This is a genomic window from Rhodococcus sp. NPDC047139, from assembly GCF_040643435.1.
Lineage (GTDB): Bacteria > Actinomycetota > Actinomycetes > Mycobacteriales > Mycobacteriaceae > Rhodococcus.
Genome location: NZ_JBEYUH010000005.1, coordinates 170,305 through 186,482, shown reverse-complemented (window position 1 = coordinate 186,482; position 16,178 = coordinate 170,305). Strand labels below are relative to the sequence as shown.

The following is a 16,178-nucleotide window of genomic DNA, read 5'->3' as shown; positions in this document are numbered from 1 at the left end:
AGGTCCACGATGCGAGCGGAGGCGCGCATGAGACGGCGGGTGAGTCGGGCGGTCACGGCCTCCGTGGCTGCGGTCCTGCTGGCGTCGGGGCTGGCCGCATGCAGTAGCGGGAGCAACGGTATCGTCCTGTCCTTCTACACCGCCGCAGACGGCGCCGAGCAGTACGCGCAGGCCGCCCAGGCGTGTACCGTCGCAGCCGGCGGTCGATACACCGTCGAGCAGCGGACGCTTCCGAAGAACGCCGACGACCAGCGACTGCAGTTGGCGCGGCGGCTGACGGGGAACGATCCGGGACTCGACCTCATGACCCTCGACGTCGTGTGGACGGCAGAGTTCGCCGAGGCCGGATGGGCGCTCCCGTTGCCCGACGAGGTTGCCGCGTCGGTGGCCGAGGGGACGCTCGAAGGCCCTCTCGAGTCCGCGACCTGGCAGGACCGGCTCTATGCAGCCCCGCTCAACACCAACACCCAGTTACTTTGGTACCGAAAGGATCTCATGCCGGGCGGGCAGCCTCCGCAGACATGGGACGAGATGATCGAGATCGCGAGCGCACTCGCGGCGGAGGGCCGGCCCTCGTGGATCGGTGTGCAGGGCCGGCAGTACGAGGGCCTGATGGTGTGGTTCAACACTCTCCTCGCGAGTGCCGGCGGCACGATGGTCGGGGAGGACGGTGTCACCGTCACCCTCACCGACAACGACGCGGCGCTGACCGCGCTGGACATCATGAAGCGCGTCGCCACCGCACCCGGTGCCGATCCCTCCCTCAATCAGGCGGACGAGGCGGCCGTCCGTCTCGGTATGGAAAGCGGGCGCACGGCCTTCCAGGTCAATTGGCCGTTCGTACTGCCGGGCATCATCGAGAACCAGGGTGCGCTTCCGTACATCGACGACAACGGAAACGTCACGTCGCAGAACACCGGCAACACCGTCCTCACGGTCGACGGCGAACAGAACTTCCTTCCCGCGCCGTACCCGTCGGTGATCCCCGGCAAGCCGGCCGAGGTCACCATCGGTGGTTTCAACATCGCCGTCGCCCGGACCAGCACCCATCCGGACCTCGCGTTCGAGGCTCTCGAGTGTCTTCGCAACGAAGACAACCAGCGCAACAACGCCATCGGTGGTGGCGTCCCTCCGACGCTGGCCTCGCTGTACGACGACCCGTCTTTCCAGGAAGCCTATCCGGCCTGGCGTGAGGTCCGTGCCGGCCTCGAGAACGCGGCCGTGCGCCCCGTTTCACCGGCCTACCAGAGTATTTCGACACTGGTGACCGCCACCCTCAACCCGGTGGATCGGATCGACCCGCCCCGTACGGTCGAGGAGCTCGCCGAACAGGTGCGCAAGGCGGTCAACTCGGAAGGACTGATCCCGTGACCGCCGTCGAATCCAAGCCCGCCGACGACACCTCCGGAGCTGCCTCGGCCACGACGAAAGTTGCTTTGTCCGAGGGGAAGAAGGCCGAGCGCCGTCTCGGTCTGCTGCTCGTTGCACCCGCCGCGCTCGTGATGCTGGCCGTGACGGCCTATCCGGTCGGCTACGCCATCTGGCTGAGTCTGCAGCGTTACGATCTGCGTTTCCCCGACGAGCGCAGGTTCGTGGGACTGTCCAACTACGTCGCGGTGCTCAGCGACGGATTCTGGTGGCAGGCATTCTTCGTCACCTCCGTCATCACGCTCGTCTCTGTCGCGATCGAGTTCGCACTCGGCCTGGCGATCGCACTCGTCATGCACCGCACGATCGTCGGGAAGGGGATCGTGCGCACAGTCGTGCTGATCCCGTACGGCATCGTCACCGTCGCCGCCGCGTACAGCTGGTACTACGCATGGACTCCGGGCACGGGATATCTCGCGAATCTCCTGCCCGAGGGCAGTGCCCCGCTCACCGACCAGATCCCCTCCCTGGCGATCATCGTGCTTGCCGAGGTGTGGAAGACGACGCCGTTCATGGCGCTGTTGCTGCTCGCCGGTCTCGCGCTCGTCCCCGACGATCTGCTCAAGGCGGCGCAGGTGGACGGGGCGGGAGCATGGACGCGCCTCGTGCGCGTCATCGTGCCGCTGATGAAACCCGCCATTCTGGTCGCTCTGCTCTTCCGCACACTCGACGCGTTCCGCATCTTCGACAACATCTACGTCCTCACCCGCGGCGCCAACGGCACGGGATCGGTGTCGATCCTCGGCTACGACAATCTGTTCCGCGCATTCAATCTCGGCATCGGATCGGCGATCAGCGTCCTGATCTTCCTGTGCGTCGCGATCATCGCGTTCGTGTTCATCAAGTTGTTCGGTGCGTCCGCACCCGGTTCGGACGAAGGGGGCCGATGATGGCCGAGACCAGGAAACGGACCCTGTCGTGGTCGGCGGTGAACCTGCTCGTTCTGATCTACGCACTCGTGCCGGTGCTGTGGATCGCCAGCCTCTCGTTCAAGCCTCCCGGAACGATCCAGGACGGCCGATTCGTCCCACAGCAATGGACGCTGGACAACTACCGCGGGATCTTCCGTACCGACGCGTTCACCAGCGCCCTGATCAACTCCATCGGAATCGGCCTGATCGCCACATTCATCGCAGTGATCCTCGGAACGATGGCTGCCTACGCGATCGCCAGGCTCGACTTTCCCGGAAAGAAGCTGCTGGTGGGCGTGGCGCTGCTCATCGCGATGTTTCCGCAGATCTCGCTCGTCAGCCCGTTGTTCGAGATCATGCGCGGGCTCGGGCTGTTCGACACCTGGGCCGCGCTGATCCTGCCGTACATCACGTTCTCGTTGCCCCTCGCGATCTACACCCTGTCGGCCTTCTTCAAGGAGATCCCCTGGGAGCTCGAGAAGGCCGCGAAGATGGACGGGGCCACCCCGGGACAGGCGTTCCGGAAGGTCGTGGCCCCTCTTGCCGCGCCGGGCATCATCACCGCTGCGATCCTCGTGTTCATCTTCTGCTGGAACGACCTGCTGTTCGCGATCTCGCTGACCTCCACCGAGCGCTCCATCACCGCCCCGGCAGCGATCGCGAACTTCACCGGGTCCTCGCAGTTCGAGGAACCGACCGGGTCGATCGCGGCGGCGGCGGTGGTCATCACCATCCCGATCATCGTCTTCGTCCTGATCTTCCAACGTCGAATCGTGGCCGGACTGACCTCCGGTGCTGTGAAGGGGTGAGTGCCGTGGCCGAGATCGTGCTCGACAAGGTGACGAAGGAATATCCGGACGGAGCAAGGGCCGTCAGCGATGTGGATCTCGAGATCGCCGACGGCGAGTTCATCATTCTCGTCGGCCCGTCGGGTTGCGGAAAATCCACGACGCTCAACATGATCGCCGGCCTCGAGGACATCTCCGACGGAGAACTGCGCATCGGGGGAGAGCGGGTCAACGAGCGGGCACCGAAGGATCGCGACATCGCGATGGTCTTCCAGTCCTACGCGCTGTATCCCCACATGTCCGTGCGCGACAACATCGCGTTTCCGCTGACGCTCGCGAAGCTACCCAAGGACGAAATCGGCCGGAAGGTCGAGGAAGCGGCCCGGATCCTCGACCTCACACAGCATCTCGACCGGAAGCCCGCCAATCTGTCGGGCGGACAACGACAGCGAGTGGCGATGGGGCGCGCGATCGTGCGCAGCCCGAAGGCATTCCTGATGGACGAGCCGCTGTCGAATCTCGATGCCAAACTGAGGGTGCAGATGCGGACGGAGATCGCGCGCCTGCAGAAGCGCCTCGGCACCACGACGGTGTACGTCACCCACGACCAGACCGAGGCGATGACACTCGGCGACCGTGTCGTCGTGATGCGCGGTGGTGTCGTGCAACAGGTCGGTGCCCCTCAGGAACTGTACGACCACCCGAAGAACCTGTTCGTCGCCGGCTTCATCGGATCGCCGTCGATGAACTTCGTTCCCGGGCAGATCGAGAACGGTTCGATACGAACCTCGTTCGGCGAGTTCCGCCTGCCCGACGACCGCTGGGAGGTCGTGCGCCGCAACAATCCCTCGCGGGAGGTGGTCGTCGGTATCCGTCCGGAACACTTCGAGGACGCGGACCTGCTCGACCCGGCGCAACGAGAGGTGGGAGTGACCTTCTCCGCAGACGTCGACGTACTCGAGTCGATGGGATCGGACAAGTTCGCGTACTTCACGGCCGGGGGTCCCGGCGTGCACTCGAAGGATCTCGACGATCTCGCCGCCGACGCGGGTGCCGACCTGTCGGAGGGCTCACTGGTCGCCCGGTTGCCGGTGGAGTCGAAGGCCGCGCAGGGCGGAACCGTTCAGCTGTGGTTCGACCCTGCGAAGGTCGCGCTGTTCGATCAGGAGACAGGCCGGAACGTGACGCTCTGATCCCGGAGCCCGCGCGTCTCAGCGAGGTGCACGGCGTCGTAGTTCGTCGACGATCTCCTCGCTCCAGACGTGCCGGCGCACGAGGCGATACCGTTCGCTCGCGATCCACAGGTACACCTCGGCGTCGGTGCGTGATCGCAGCATCCCGGCGGTTCGGGCCATGGCGACGACCGGCACGAATTCCTCTTCGTACCACCGACGCGCGACGTCCTCGCGAGTGAGATATTCGCCGAGTTCCTGCATCAGCCGGAAGCCCCAGGCCTCGACAGCCTCGGCGAGTTCGGCGTATCCCCACGGGTCGGACACCCGAATCGCATCCTGTGCTGCACCGTGCAGGGGGACACGGCCGAGGAACATCCGGAAGTGGTCCTTGCGAACGAGGTCGGGACGGGCGGTGATGCCTTCCGCAGGCACCTTGGTGACGATTTCGGTGACGTAGGCGTCGATGGTGCTGTCGCCCTGCGCGTAGGCGATCGACACCCTGTGGTGCCCGTCCTGCACGAAGTGCATCGGCCCGATCCGGTACACGGAGATCGGGGGCATGGCCTCTCCTCGGCGCCGCGCGGCTGCGATGCGTTCCCACCGGGCGCGTAAGCGAGCCGAGGTGGGCCGGAACCGGCGGTCGAAATCGTCGCTTCGATCGACGCTGCCGACGATCGAAGCCACCTCGATGATCTGCAGCCCGAGTCGGCGTTCCCCGGCCCGGCCGAGCGCGGCGACCACCTCGTCGAAGGGGAGCACCGTGTTGATGTCGGCGGGTTCCCGGCGTAGCCACGCGATCAACCGGGCGTATTCGGCGCGCCGACGCTGCCGGGCGAAATCGTCACCGGCATCGGAGACCGGAAAACCGGTGTCGCGAGGCACTCTCCGACGGTACCGACCCACGCGGGTGTCCGGGGGCGAACCGCAGGTCCGGGCCGGGCGCTACATTGCAGGGGTGACCGACGCAGTCCTTGCCGCAGTTCGCAGCCACCTCACCGAACATCTCACCGTGCCGGGAGACCCGGAGCCGGAATCGGCCTCGGTGACCTTCCTCGGTCTCGAACCGATCGAGGTTCTCCGCTTCCGCGGCGCGGAACTCCTGCGATACGCGACGCTGGGATGTTCGCGGCATCCGATGGGTGACCCGACGGACATGGTGGCGGACCCGACGCGCGGACCGCGCGCCGAACTGCTGCTGAGCCTGCGCGACCCCGAGGGCATCACAGCCGGAGTGCACCGCACGCTCGCGGTGCTCGCGGCATTGCCTGCGGTGGAGGGGGTGGTCCTCACCGACGATGCGTTGCTCGATCTCGGTGAGCCGCTGTGGAACGGTGCTCCGTTCACCGCGGTGTTGCTCGACGCTGCCGACATCCCGGACCTGGAGTTGCCCGAGCCGAACGATCCGGTCCAGTTCTTCGAGGCCCGCCCGATCACCGGCACGGAAGCGGCGTGGAAACGGCTGAAGGGAACGGAGGCGCTGCGCGAGGCGTGGGAGGAAGCGGGGATCGACCTGAGCGACCCGCGCCGGGCGCAAGCACGGTTGTGAACGTCGGACTGCTCCGGCCGTCAACCCTGTGGCACGACGACTCCGAGTGATCCCCCACCGAGACAGACGGTCGTGCCGGGGGTGGACGAACGGGCCTGCAGCGCCGACCCATTGCCCGAGACGCGGACGTACACCGTGCCGAGTCCTCGTGTGACCGGAGCGGTGACGGCATCGTGTCCGGGAAAACCCAGGTCGATCGTGCCGTCTGCGGAGGCCCGGTAGTTCACCTGCACGGTCCATTCCCAGTCGCCCGCCGGGGAGTCGAGGGGAAGGGTGGTGGCGGTGCCGGTGACGTCGACCCGATGACCGCAGTCGGGTTCCGATCCGGGCAGTACGGACCGCAAGGGGAACAGTTCGGCCGGTGTGCGATGTCCGCGATCGTCGAGAACCCACAACTCGGTTGCGTAGTCGCGGATCTCGGAGCGGTCGGGTAATGCGGAGAAGACGGACCCCACCATGTTGTGTGGATAGGTCACCGGCAGCAGTACCCACACCGACACCGGATGATCGAGCACGGTGTCGTCGGGTCGTTCGGTGAGCGCTACCTTCGACGCTGCGAGGTAGCCGCCGGTGGGGTTGTCCGACCAACTGCGCGTGAACGTCACGGTCGTCCACAGCGAACCGACGGTGAAGACGGCGGCGCAGATCCAGGCTGTCGCCCGCACGAAACGAGGGTGCGAGGACGTACCGCGCCGGGGAGCGCGGAGTATCAGCGCGGCAGCGATCGTGAGGACGACAGCCGAGTCGGCGAAATAGCGCAGGGTCTGGGCGAGTTCGTAGGTGGTTCCCGGCCCGAACCGGGTACTGACCATCGCCGCGAGCGACGCCAGCACGTAGGCGGTCGCCGCGATCCACACCGCGCCGGTACGTGTCCGTCGACGCACACTCCACACCACCGCGAGGATGACGACGAGCCACGAGGCGACCACGAGCACGAGCGGTGGATCGGCCCATGGGGGACTCGGGTTCCAGCGATCCCACTGCCACGGACCACCGACGAGTGACGGGAGCAATCCGTAGGACAGGCCGTGATGTGTCAATCCGGCGACCATCGACCACGGGGGAATCCCGAACCGCGACTCGACCACCGTCGCGTAGCAGACCGCCCATACGAGCAGCACCGCCGCCGAGGCGAGCCACAGCGGACGAGCCTGCGCCCAGGCTTGGCGGATGGGCCGTCCGACCGCGTCGACGTGACAGGCCAGAGCGACCGTTGCGAATGCGACGAACGGAACGAGGACCGACTTCTCGAAGAACAGCAGCGCTGCGCCGGTGACCACGACGGCACCGACGAGGTGGCGCCGCCGCCGTGTCCGGCTGTACTGCAGTGCGTCGCCCGCGACCCAGGCCAGCGCGGCCTGCAGCGGTAGTGCGTTGAGTGCGGCCGCCCACCACGCGAAGGCGGGCAGTGTCAGCGGTGTCAGGAGATAGAAGAGCAACGGCCCCCACAGGGCACGACGCGGACTCAGGAGCAACCACAGCACCCGCAGCACCGCCAGCGATGCGAGCAGTTGGCCCACCACGAGTGAGGCTGCGGCCGGCCACCACTCCAATGGAGCGACTTTCGTGGCGATCCCGGCCAGGACGAAGGCGGCGGGCATGAAGTGCCCGTCGTGGTCGTACCACAGGAAGGTATCCGAGAGCAGTGGGTACGATCCGGCACGGCCGATGAGAATCAGATCGTCCCAGTAGAATTCGCCGGACGCGGCCACCACGGCGCGGAGAACTGCCTGGACCAGGATCAGTGCGGCGGCGACGGTCAGCACACAGCGCCCCGATCGCGCCGACCGGGGGACGGGGGTGGGATGTCGGTCGAGTCCGGTGCTCACAGCCAGTTGTTGCGCCGGAAGGTGACGAACAATCCCACAGTGATCGCGACGATCGCGCCGAGCACGACGTAATAGCCGTACTCCCATTCCAATTCCGGCATGCGATCGAAATTCATGCCGTAGATGCCGGCGATCATCGTCGGGACCGCGGCGATCGCGACCCACGCCGAGATCCGCCGCATGTCGGTGTTCTGCTGCACCGTGACCTTCGCGATCGCCGCGTCGAGTAACGTGCCGAGCGTTTCGTCGAACGCGGCGATGCGATCGGACACGGTGGTGTGGTGATCGGCGACGTCACGGAAGTAGCGCCGGACATCCTTCGGGATCGGATTGCCCGGCGCCCGGATCAGTTGCTGCAGCGGTTCGGCCAGCGGGACGACCGCCCGGCGCAACTGCACGATTTCGCGCTTGAGCAGGTAGATCTGATCGACCGCGAGACGGGTGTCGGGGGTGAACACGAGTTCTTCGATGTCGTCGACGTCCGGCTGCACGGCCGTGGTGACGGCGAGATAGGAGTCGACCACGTGGTCGGCGATCGCGTGGAGCGCGGCCGCCGGTCCGCGAGCCAGCTGCTCGGGATCTTCCTCGAGGCGTTTGCGAACCTGGGACAGTTCCGAATGGTCGCCGTGCCGCACACTCACGATGAAGTCAGGACCGGTGAACAGCATGATCTCCCCGGTCTCGACGATATCCTTGGTCGTCGTGACCGACTCGTGCTCGATGTAGCTGACGGTGCGCAGTACCAGAAACAGCACGTCGTCGTACCGTTCGAGCTTCGGACGCTGATGAGCGTGTACGGCGTCCTCCACCATCAGTTCGTGGAGACCGAAGGTGTGCGCGACGCTCGTCATCTGCTGCTCGTCGGGATGGTGCAGGCCGAGCCACACGAACCCCGTGCCGAGCCGTCGCACCTCTGCGACCGCCTCGGTGTGGGTGAAGTGGCCCGGCAGGCGCCTACCGGCGACGTAGACCGCGCAGTCGACCACTGTCTGTTCCGCCGGTGGGGCGGAATTCCGGGGTATCGCGGGACTGCGACGGCTGACGCGAGAAGGCAGATGCGGCATATTGTCCTTCCTCACGCATGGTGCTGCGGCCCCTCACGCATTCTGCTGCGGCGCGGCCCGGTCGCGTCGCCATGCTAGCCCGCCGACCTGACAGACTGGGGGCGTGCGTATCGATCTCCATACCCATTCGACCGCATCGGACGGTACCGACGGCCCGGCCCGACTCGTCCGGGCAGCCGCCCGCGCAGGGCTGGACGTGGTGGCCCTGACCGATCACGACACGACGTCGGGCTGGGACGAGGCCGCAGCCGCTCTGCCGCCCGGGCTGCGACTCGTGCGCGGCATGGAGATGTCCTGTACCGGACGTGGGGAGGACGGAGCGCCGGTGGCCGTGCACCTGCTGGCCTATCTGTTCGACCCGCAGGATCCGGTGTTCGTCGCCGAACTCGAGCGTCTCCGGGGCGAACGGGTGTCGCGGATCCGGGCGATGGGCACTCGGATGGCCGAGGACGGTCTGCCGATCGATGTCGACGCGGTACTCGTCCAGGCGGGCCCGGCCGCGGGCCGGCCTCATCTGGCACGGGCGCTCGTCGAGGCCGGGGTGGTGCCCACCGTCTCCGACGCGTTCACCGAACTGTTGTCGCCCCGTGGCCGCTACTACGTGCCGAAGGCCGATACGCCGCTCGTGGACGCCGTGAAGTTGGTGACGGCGGCGGGCGGCGTGCCGGTGGTGGCGCATGCCCGGGCGCGTGCACGGGGCCGGCTACTCGCGCTCGATCAGATCGAGGAACTCGCCGAACTCGGACTCGGGGGAGTCGAGGCCGATCATCCCGATCACAGCGAGGAGGATGCGCGCACGATGAAAGATCTCGCTCGGGGGCTCGGACTGATCGTCACGGGGTCCTCCGACTACCACGGCGACAACAAGGACGTGATGCTCGGCCGGTTCACGACCGCACCCGAGGCCTACGAGGCGCTGGTCGACCGAGCGAGCGGTGTGGAGGTGATCGCGGGATGAGGCGGCGAGGCTCACCCTATCCGGACGGGGAGTACGACTCCCGGAACGGCGAAAACTACTACGACACTGAGTACTACGGGGGAGAGTATTACGCGGACGACCGTTATTACTCCGATCCGTACGATCCCGGGACGCCCCGTCGTGCGGGGGTAATCGTGCGGACCGGGCGTGCGATCTCAGGTGTGGTGTGCGGGGCGGTGCTCGTCCTGGCCGTCGTGGTGTGCGTCGCCCAGTATCTGGCCGGCGAGCGCGACTTTCCCGGACCGGGATCGGTCTCGGTGGTGGCGCACGTCGTCGCGGCGCTCGTGGCGGTGGTGGCTCAGGTGACGGCGGATCGCCGGTCCGGTGGCGCGGCCCTCCTCTCGAGTGCTGTGGTGATCTTCACTGCATCGATTCTGATGCTCACGCAGTGGTGGGGATGACGGCTCGCAGTGCCGTCATGGCTACCCGTCGGTAGCCGTCGTGTAACTGCGGAGATTCCCGGACGGCGCTGTCGGCGCCGTATTCCGTGGCACGCAAACTCACAGGTGAGGCAACAAAACGGTGAGACCTTCGCAAAGAGATGCCGATTTGATTGTTCGTCTGCGAAGGTGGCAAACTTGCGGCAATCCGAACGCCGGAATACCCCGGAATCGGACGAAGGATGGCAGACCCACCCAGGGCTAGATCACCCAGGGCTCGACGCCAGGGCCACCCGCCCAGGCTCCATCACGTTCCGGAAAGTCGTACAGCGTTGTACAGCGGTATGCGTGATCGCGCCCGGAAGCTTCAACCCAATGTCCTTGGCGAAGCGCTGCAGGTCGATACGTGCAGAAATGAAATGTATTGAACTGCGGTGTTTTCGCAGCAACCGAGTCCAGAGGTCGACTCGGAACACGCAGGAGTGTCATCGTGTCAATTGTGTCTGATGCACCTACCCCTCAGAAGGTCGAGCTGACGGACGAGGAGATCTTCCGGAGCCACCAGGACGGCAAGCTGTCCGTCGAGCTCACCGCCCCCCTCGAGAACCAGCGCGATCTGTCCATCGCGTACACCCCCGGTGTCGCTCAGGTCTGCCGGGCCATCGCCGCCGACGAGACCCTCGTCGACCGCTACACCTGGACCAACCGGCTGGTCGTCGTCGTGTCCGACGGCACCGCAGTCCTCGGACTCGGCAACATCGGTGCGCGTGCATCGCTGCCGGTGATGGAGGGCAAGTCCGCGCTGTTCAAGAAGTTCGCGGGTCTGAACTCCATTCCGCTGGTGCTCGACACCACCGATCCCGACGAGATCGTCGAGACCCTCATCCGGCTGCGTCCCTCCTTCGGTGCCGTCAACCTCGAGGACATCTCGGCCCCGCGTTGCTTCGAGATCGAGAAGCGCGTCATCGAGGCGCTCGACTGCCCCGTCATGCACGACGACCAGCACGGCACCGCGATCGTCGCACTCGCCGCGCTCAAGGGTGCGCTGAAGGTGCAGGGACGCGACATCGCCGACCTCCGCCTGGTGATCTCCGGTGCCGGCGCTGCCGGCGTGGCATGCACCAACATCCTGCTCGCCGCCGGTGCGCGCGACGTGGTCGTGCTCGATTCAAAGGGCATCATCTCCTCCGATCGTGCCGATCTCGGGGAGATCAAGTCGGATCTGGCGGCGCGCACCAACCCGGCGGGACGCAAGGGCGGTATCGCCGAAGCGCTCGACGGAGCCGATGTCTACCTCGGCGTGTCGTCGGGCACGGTGCCCGAGGAGATCGTCGCGACGATGGCCGACAACGCCATCATCTTCGCGATGTCGAATCCGGATCCGGAGATCCACCCCGACATCGCTCACAAGCACGCCGCGATCGTGGCGACGGGTCGCAGCGACTTCCCGAACCAGATCAACAACGTGCTGGCCTTCCCCGGTGTGTTCAAGGGGGCACTCGATGCGGGTGCCCGCCGGATCACCGAGGGCATGAAGCTCGCCGCCGCCGAGGCCATCCTCTCGGTCGTCGGTGACGAACTGGCCGCGGACAAGATCGTCCCGAGCCCGCTCGATCCGCGCGTCGCACCCGCCGTCGCCGAGGCCGTCGCGGCCGCGGCGAGGGCAGAGGGTGTCACCGACTAGGGATTCGGTCCCCGCGAGATCACCGCACGCTCCGATCCGAACCGCACAAGGGTTCCGGATCGGGGCGTGCGGCGTTCCGGGGGTGGGCAGGTTCCTGCCCTCGCAGGCGGGTGGGCGACAATGACCGCCGTGGCCAACGAATCGAGACGGACCCGACCGGTCGTGGCAGCAGTGCTCACCGCATGCGCGGCGTCGGGTGTCCTTCAGGCGTGCGCGTCACAGGTCCTCGACGAGGCGCCGTCGTCGACGACGGTGATCGTCGCCGCAGGGGAGCGGCCCGGCGAAGAACTGCTGGCGCAGTTGTATGCGGGAGCGTTGCGCAGCAGCGGGATCGACGTGCAGGTCCGCTCCGGTCTCGTCGATCCGCCCGCACTGCTCGATGCCGCCGAGGTCACCCTCGTCCCCGGCTACACCGGCCGGATCCTCTCGTCCTACGATCCGGGCGCCGACCCGACCGACGCCGAGGACGTTTTCGAGGCGCTGGCGCGGGCGCTGCCCGACGAGCTGACCATCTCCGACTACGCCTCCGCGCAGGACCGGGCGGTGCTGCTCGCGAACAGAGGGCAGCTCGGGCAATGGTCGGTGAGTGAGGTCGCCGACCTGGTGGCCGACTGCCCCCGACTGACCTTCGCGGTCACCGCGGACTTCGCCTCGGCGGGCGGACTCGATGCCCTCGAGCGCACCGGTTGCCACCCCCGCGAGATACGTCGGATCGATGATCCGCAGTCCGTCGCTGTCGCCTCGGAGCCCGATACCGTCGTCGGAACGACCACCACATCACCGGCCTTGGCCGAGGTCGACGCGGATTCGCCGGTCGGCACGATTCCCGATGCGGCCGACCGTACCGCGCGAGACGACGCGAACGCGGCCGAAGGGGATTCACCCGTGTTTCCCGCACAGAACGTCGTGCCGGTTTTCCGCAAAGGCACGCTCGGTGAGACACAGCTCGACGCGCTGCGAACGATCGCCGGCGAACTGACCACGGGCGATCTCACCGAATTGCGCGCGCGGCTCGAGGCGGGCGAGGATCCGGAGTCCGTGGCCCGCGAATGGATCGCCGAACACGCCTGAGCCCGGGGGCTCAGCCTGCGCGTGTGTTCATCCGTTCGCGGAGGAACGCACCGAAATCGGCGATCGCCTTCGCGGCTTCCGGGACGAGGGACGCCTGCAGCGGCGCGACGTGCCACAGCTCGGGCTGTTCCACGAGCGTGACGTCCACGCCCGCCGCCCGGAGTTTTTCGGCATAGCGCCGCACCTGCGGATAGAGCATCTCCTGGGTACCGACCTGGATGAGCGTCGGCGGCAGGCCCGTCGGATCGGCCTGCATGGGGGCGTAGCCGGGATCCGAAGGGTCGCCCTCGCCGAGATATGCCTCGGCGGACGAGTACACCCAGCCCTTGTTGATGACGACGTCGTTCACATCGGGCAGGTCGCGCGCAGCCGGGTCGGTCCACGGCGACAACAGTCCGAGCGCAGGTGGTGTGAGCGCGTGCCGCGCGATCAGTCGCTGAGCCGTCGCTGCGGTGAGACCCCCACCGGCCGAATCACCGGCGATCGCGGTGCCGGACACCTCGAATCCGTGCTCACCGACGAGTTCGAGGTAGGCGGCCTCGGCGTCGTCGATCGCTGCGGGACAAGGGTGCTCGGGGGCGAGACGGTAGTCGAGCACGTATACGACGGACTCTGCCGCAGCGGCGAGATAGGCCGCGAGCGAGCGGTGCGTGGCCGGCGACCCGGCTGTATAGGCGCCGCCGTGCAGGTAGAGGATCGCGGTGGACCGCTCGGTGGCTCCCACGGTGATCCGTTCGGCCGGCCGGCCCGCGAGCCGGACATTACGCACCACGGTGTCCTTCGGGACACGTTGCAACGGCGCGACGAGTTCGAGCAGGCGGCGCTGCGTCGTGTACGGCCAGCGTGGGGACAGAATGACGCGGAAGAGAGGACGCAGGGCGGTTCGCGCCACCCGCGGGGACAACTGCGGCGTCGAAGGCATGCCGCAGCCTATCCCTTGGGGACGACGCGTCCGGTCACTGTCGCGACGACACGCTGATAGGCCGGACCGGCGATGCGCACGAAGGCGTCGAGCAGTTTCGCGTCGGCACCGATCAGCACCCTCGGCTTGTTCTTGCGGACGCCCGAGAGGATGGTCTTCGCCGCGTCCTCGGGGGTCGTCCGTGCGAGCTTCCGGTCGAAGAATTCTGCGAAGGTCGCCTGATCATCGCCGTCCGGGACAGCAGCGTTGCGGGCGATCGCGGTCTTGATACCGCCGGGATGGACACACGTGACCTGCACGGGATGCCGGGCGACGAGCATCTCCTGACGCACCGCCTCGGTGAACCCGCGCACGGCGAACTTGGCCGAGTTGTACGCTGCCTGGCCCGGGATGCTCAGCAACCCGAACAGGCTCGAGACGTTGACCAGGTGGCCGTCGCCGGAAGCGATGAGGAGCGGAAGAAATGCCTTGGTGCCGTTGACGACTCCCCAGAAGTCGACGTCCATGACCCGCTCGATGTCCTTGAACTCGGTGCGTTCGAGGTCGCCGTGATAGGCGATGCCCGCGTTGTTGTACACCTGATGGACCGCGCCGAAATGCGCGACGACCTGTTCGGCGTACTCGAGGACCTTCTCCCGCTGGGTGACGTCGAGGTGATCGGCCTTCACCTCGGCTCCGAGATCACGTGCGCGACGCGCGGTTTCCTCGAGGCCGGCGGTGTCGACGTCCGAGATCGCCAAACGGGCACCCTCGGCTGCGAGGGCGAGGACCAGGGCGCGCCCGATTCCGGACCCCGCGCCCGTGACGACGACGACTCGGCCTGCGAAATCACTCATCGGACTGCTGCCTCTCGGGATGTGCGCTCGTGCGCGGTAAGGGCGGTGGGTGCCGGAAGATCCGATTCGGCAACGCTGCGATAGGCGTCCAGATCGAATTTCCGGGTGATACGGCGGAATTCGAACGTGAATCCCGGCCACAGGGTGGTGTTGTTGCCGTGCTTGTCGAGATACCAGCTCGCGCACCCACCGTTGTTCCACACGCTCGAACGCAGAGCGTGCTGCAACTCGCGGTTGTACGCGTCCTGGACGTCCTCACGGACCTCGACCGTGCCGATCCGGTTGCGGTCGATCGTGCGGATCGCGTCGACCACGTACTCGAGCTGCGATTCGATCATGTACACCATCGAGGTGTGGCCGAGCCCGGTGTTCGGTCCGACCAGGAAGAACAGATTCGGAAAACCGGCGACCGTGCTGCCCTTGTAACCCTGCATGCCCGTCTCGTCGAAGACCTCGGCCAGGGAACGGCCGTCCTTGCCGAAGATGCCCGCGAAGGTCGGTGAATCGGTGACGTGGAAGCCGGTCGCGACGACGATTGCGTCGACCTCGCGCTCGGTCCCGTCCTTCGTGACGATGCCGCGCGGCGTGACACGGGCGATGCCGTCGGTGACGAGATCCACGTTCGGCCGGGCGAGCGCAGGATAATAGTTGTTCGAGATCAGCATGCGCTTGCAACCGATCCCGTAGTTCGGGGTGACCTTGCGGCGCAGGGTCTTGTCGGAGATCTGGCGGCGAACCTGGAAGCGGGCCGCGAGTTCGAGGGGCTTCATGAAGACAGGGACCTTGGCCAGGCCGACGACCTGCGTCTCGCGCATCGTGTACTGCAGGGCGCGGGAGAGTCGCTGGAAGCCGGGTACATAGCGGAAGGCGAATTTCTCGGGGGCGGTGTACTCGCGGTCGAAGCGGGGCAGCACCCACGGCGCGGTGCGCTGGTACACGTCGAGGCGGCCGACTGAGCCGGCGATCGCAGGCACGATCTGAATGGCGGAGGCGCCGGTGCCGATCACAGCGACCCGCTTGCCGGCCAGGTCGGCGTCGTGATTCCAGCGTGCCGAGTGGAAGATCTCGCCTTCGAATCCGGCGATTCCCTCGATGTCGGGCAGCGACGGTTCGCACAGTGCGCCGACCGCGGAGATCACGACCTTGGCGCTGTACCGTCCGCGGGTGGTGACCACGTCCCAGCGGTGCGTCGCGGTGTTCCAGCGGGCCGTCTGCACATCGCACCCGAAGACGGTGCGCCTCCGCACGTCGTACTTGTCGGCGACCGAGCGAATGTACTCCTGGATCTCCGGCTGGGGCGAGAACGAGCGCGTCCAGCCTGGATTGAGGGCGAAGGAGTAGGAGTACAGGTTCGACGGCACGTCGCACGCGGCGCCGGGATAGGTGTTGTCGCGCCAGGTGCCGCCGACCTCGGAGGCACGTTCGAGCACGAGAAAGTCCTTGCCCGCCTGCGACAGCCGGATGGCCGCACCGAGCCCGGCGAACCCGCTGCCGATGATCAGCGTGTCGGCGTGACGGATTTCCGTATCGGCGGCGGTATCTGTAACCGGAAGACTCATGTAGTT

15 protein-coding genes are annotated in these 16,178 nt (G+C 66.8%); 9 read left to right on the top strand and 6 right to left on the bottom strand.

What is annotated here, in order from left to right; genetic code table 11:
* The first annotated feature begins 27 nt into the window (after window positions 1-27).
* The 4 genes from ABZ789_RS08245 to ugpC all read left to right on the top strand — a co-directional run bounded on the left by ABZ789_RS08245 (window position 28) and on the right by ugpC (window position 4,320).
* Window positions 28-1,371 (top strand): ABC transporter substrate-binding protein, encoded by a 1,344-nt coding sequence (locus tag ABZ789_RS08245; protein ID WP_358421665.1) that lies wholly within the window; start codon window positions 28-30, stop codon window positions 1,369-1,371.
* Window positions 1,372-1,436: 65 nt separating this feature from the next.
* Window positions 1,437-2,318 carry a sugar ABC transporter permease gene (locus tag ABZ789_RS08240; RefSeq protein WP_358422140.1) on the top strand — a complete coding sequence of 294 codons (882 nt, stop codon included), beginning with the start codon at window positions 1,437-1,439 and terminating at the stop codon, window positions 2,316-2,318.
* Entirely contained in the window at window positions 2,318-3,148 is an 831-nt protein-coding gene (locus ABZ789_RS08235; protein WP_358421663.1) for a carbohydrate ABC transporter permease, read from the top strand. The genes ABZ789_RS08240 and ABZ789_RS08235 overlap by 1 nt, the downstream gene beginning before the upstream one ends.
* 5 nt (window positions 3,149-3,153) lie before the next feature.
* The gene (gene ugpC / locus ABZ789_RS08230) at window positions 3,154-4,320 is read left to right on the top strand and encodes a sn-glycerol-3-phosphate ABC transporter ATP-binding protein UgpC (protein ID WP_358421660.1); all 1,167 of its coding nucleotides are present in this window, start codon (window positions 3,154-3,156) and stop codon (window positions 4,318-4,320) included.
* 18 nt (window positions 4,321-4,338) lie between these two features.
* Here ugpC and ABZ789_RS08225 read toward each other — a convergent pair whose 3' ends face one another.
* Entirely contained in the window at window positions 4,339-5,184 is an 846-nt protein-coding gene (locus tag ABZ789_RS08225; protein WP_358421657.1) for a chromosome partitioning protein ParB, read from the bottom strand.
* 73 nt (window positions 5,185-5,257) lie between these two features.
* On the opposite strand from ABZ789_RS08225, the gene ABZ789_RS08220 reads away from it, so the two are divergent.
* Window positions 5,258-5,848, top strand: coding sequence for a suppressor of fused domain protein (locus ABZ789_RS08220; RefSeq protein ID WP_358421654.1), 591 nt, complete (start codon window positions 5,258-5,260; stop codon window positions 5,846-5,848).
* Between the two features lie 20 nt (window positions 5,849-5,868).
* On the opposite strand, the gene ABZ789_RS08215 is transcribed toward ABZ789_RS08220, so the two are convergent.
* Window positions 5,869-7,677, bottom strand: coding sequence for a hypothetical protein (locus tag ABZ789_RS08215; RefSeq protein ID WP_358421652.1), 1,809 nt, complete (start codon window positions 7,675-7,677; stop codon window positions 5,869-5,871).
* Window positions 7,674-8,741, bottom strand: a complete 1,068-nt coding sequence (locus ABZ789_RS08210; RefSeq protein ID WP_358421649.1) for a magnesium and cobalt transport protein CorA — start codon at window positions 8,739-8,741, stop codon at window positions 7,674-7,676. Before ABZ789_RS08210 ends, ABZ789_RS08215 begins: the two co-directional genes overlap by 4 nt.
* 103 nt (window positions 8,742-8,844) lie before the next feature.
* Here ABZ789_RS08210 and ABZ789_RS08205 point away from each other — a divergent pair, with 103 nt between their 5' ends.
* The 4 genes from ABZ789_RS08205 to ABZ789_RS08190 all read left to right on the top strand — a co-directional run bounded on the left by ABZ789_RS08205 (window position 8,845) and on the right by ABZ789_RS08190 (window position 12,855).
* Window positions 8,845-9,699, top strand: coding sequence for a PHP domain-containing protein (locus ABZ789_RS08205; protein WP_358421646.1), 855 nt, complete (start codon window positions 8,845-8,847; stop codon window positions 9,697-9,699).
* Window positions 9,696-10,121 carry a hypothetical protein gene (locus ABZ789_RS08200; RefSeq protein ID WP_358421643.1) on the top strand — a complete coding sequence of 142 codons (426 nt, stop codon included), beginning with the start codon at window positions 9,696-9,698 and terminating at the stop codon, window positions 10,119-10,121. Before ABZ789_RS08205 ends, ABZ789_RS08200 begins: the two co-directional genes overlap by 4 nt.
* A 469-nt stretch (window positions 10,122-10,590) precedes the next feature.
* On the top strand, window positions 10,591-11,784 hold the full coding sequence (locus ABZ789_RS08195; protein WP_358421640.1) for a malic enzyme-like NAD(P)-binding protein: 1,194 nt from the start codon (window positions 10,591-10,593) through the stop codon (window positions 11,782-11,784).
* A gap of 120 nt (window positions 11,785-11,904) precedes the next feature.
* Entirely contained in the window at window positions 11,905-12,855 is a 951-nt protein-coding gene (locus ABZ789_RS08190) for a glycine betaine ABC transporter substrate-binding protein (protein ID WP_358421637.1), read from the top strand.
* Between the two features lie 10 nt (window positions 12,856-12,865).
* On the opposite strand, the gene ABZ789_RS08185 is transcribed toward ABZ789_RS08190, so the two are convergent.
* The 3 genes from ABZ789_RS08185 to ABZ789_RS08175 are packed head-to-tail and all read right to left on the bottom strand — an operon-like array spanning window position 12,866 to window position 16,172.
* Window positions 12,866-13,777, bottom strand: a complete 912-nt coding sequence (locus ABZ789_RS08185) for an alpha/beta hydrolase (RefSeq protein WP_358421634.1) — start codon at window positions 13,775-13,777, stop codon at window positions 12,866-12,868.
* Between the two features lie 8 nt (window positions 13,778-13,785).
* Window positions 13,786-14,613, bottom strand: coding sequence for an SDR family NAD(P)-dependent oxidoreductase (locus tag ABZ789_RS08180; RefSeq protein WP_358421631.1), 828 nt, complete (start codon window positions 14,611-14,613; stop codon window positions 13,786-13,788).
* Window positions 14,610-16,172: an NAD(P)/FAD-dependent oxidoreductase gene (locus tag ABZ789_RS08175; RefSeq protein ID WP_358421628.1), complete on the bottom strand. Its 1,563-nt coding sequence runs from the start codon at window positions 16,170-16,172 to the stop codon at window positions 14,610-14,612. The genes ABZ789_RS08180 and ABZ789_RS08175 overlap by 4 nt, the downstream gene beginning before the upstream one ends.
* Window positions 16,173-16,178 lie beyond the last annotated feature (6 nt).

What these genes read in the sequence shown, in the direction of transcription:
- ABZ789_RS08245 (WP_358421665.1), top strand. Translation starts at nt 28, where the DNA reads ATGAGACGGCGGGTGAGTCGGGCGGTCACGGCCTCCGTGGCTGCGGTC.
- ABZ789_RS08235 (WP_358421663.1), top strand. Translation starts at nt 2,318, where the DNA reads ATGGCCGAGACCAGGAAACGGACCCTGTCGTGGTCGGCGGTGAACCTG.
- ABZ789_RS08210 (WP_358421649.1), bottom strand. Translation starts at nt 8,741, where the DNA reads ATGCCGCATCTGCCTTCTCGCGTCAGCCGTCGCAGTCCCGCGATACCC.
- ABZ789_RS08200 (WP_358421643.1), top strand. Translation starts at nt 9,696, where the DNA reads ATGAGGCGGCGAGGCTCACCCTATCCGGACGGGGAGTACGACTCCCGG.
- ABZ789_RS08190 (WP_358421637.1), top strand. Translation starts at nt 11,905, where the DNA reads ATGACCGCCGTGGCCAACGAATCGAGACGGACCCGACCGGTCGTGGCA.
- ABZ789_RS08185 (WP_358421634.1), bottom strand. Translation starts at nt 13,777, where the DNA reads ATGCCTTCGACGCCGCAGTTGTCCCCGCGGGTGGCGCGAACCGCCCTG.
- ABZ789_RS08180 (WP_358421631.1), bottom strand. Translation starts at nt 14,613, where the DNA reads ATGAGTGATTTCGCAGGCCGAGTCGTCGTCGTCACGGGCGCGGGGTCC.
- ABZ789_RS08175 (WP_358421628.1), bottom strand. Translation starts at nt 16,172, where the DNA reads ATGAGTCTTCCGGTTACAGATACCGCCGCCGATACGGAAATCCGTCAC.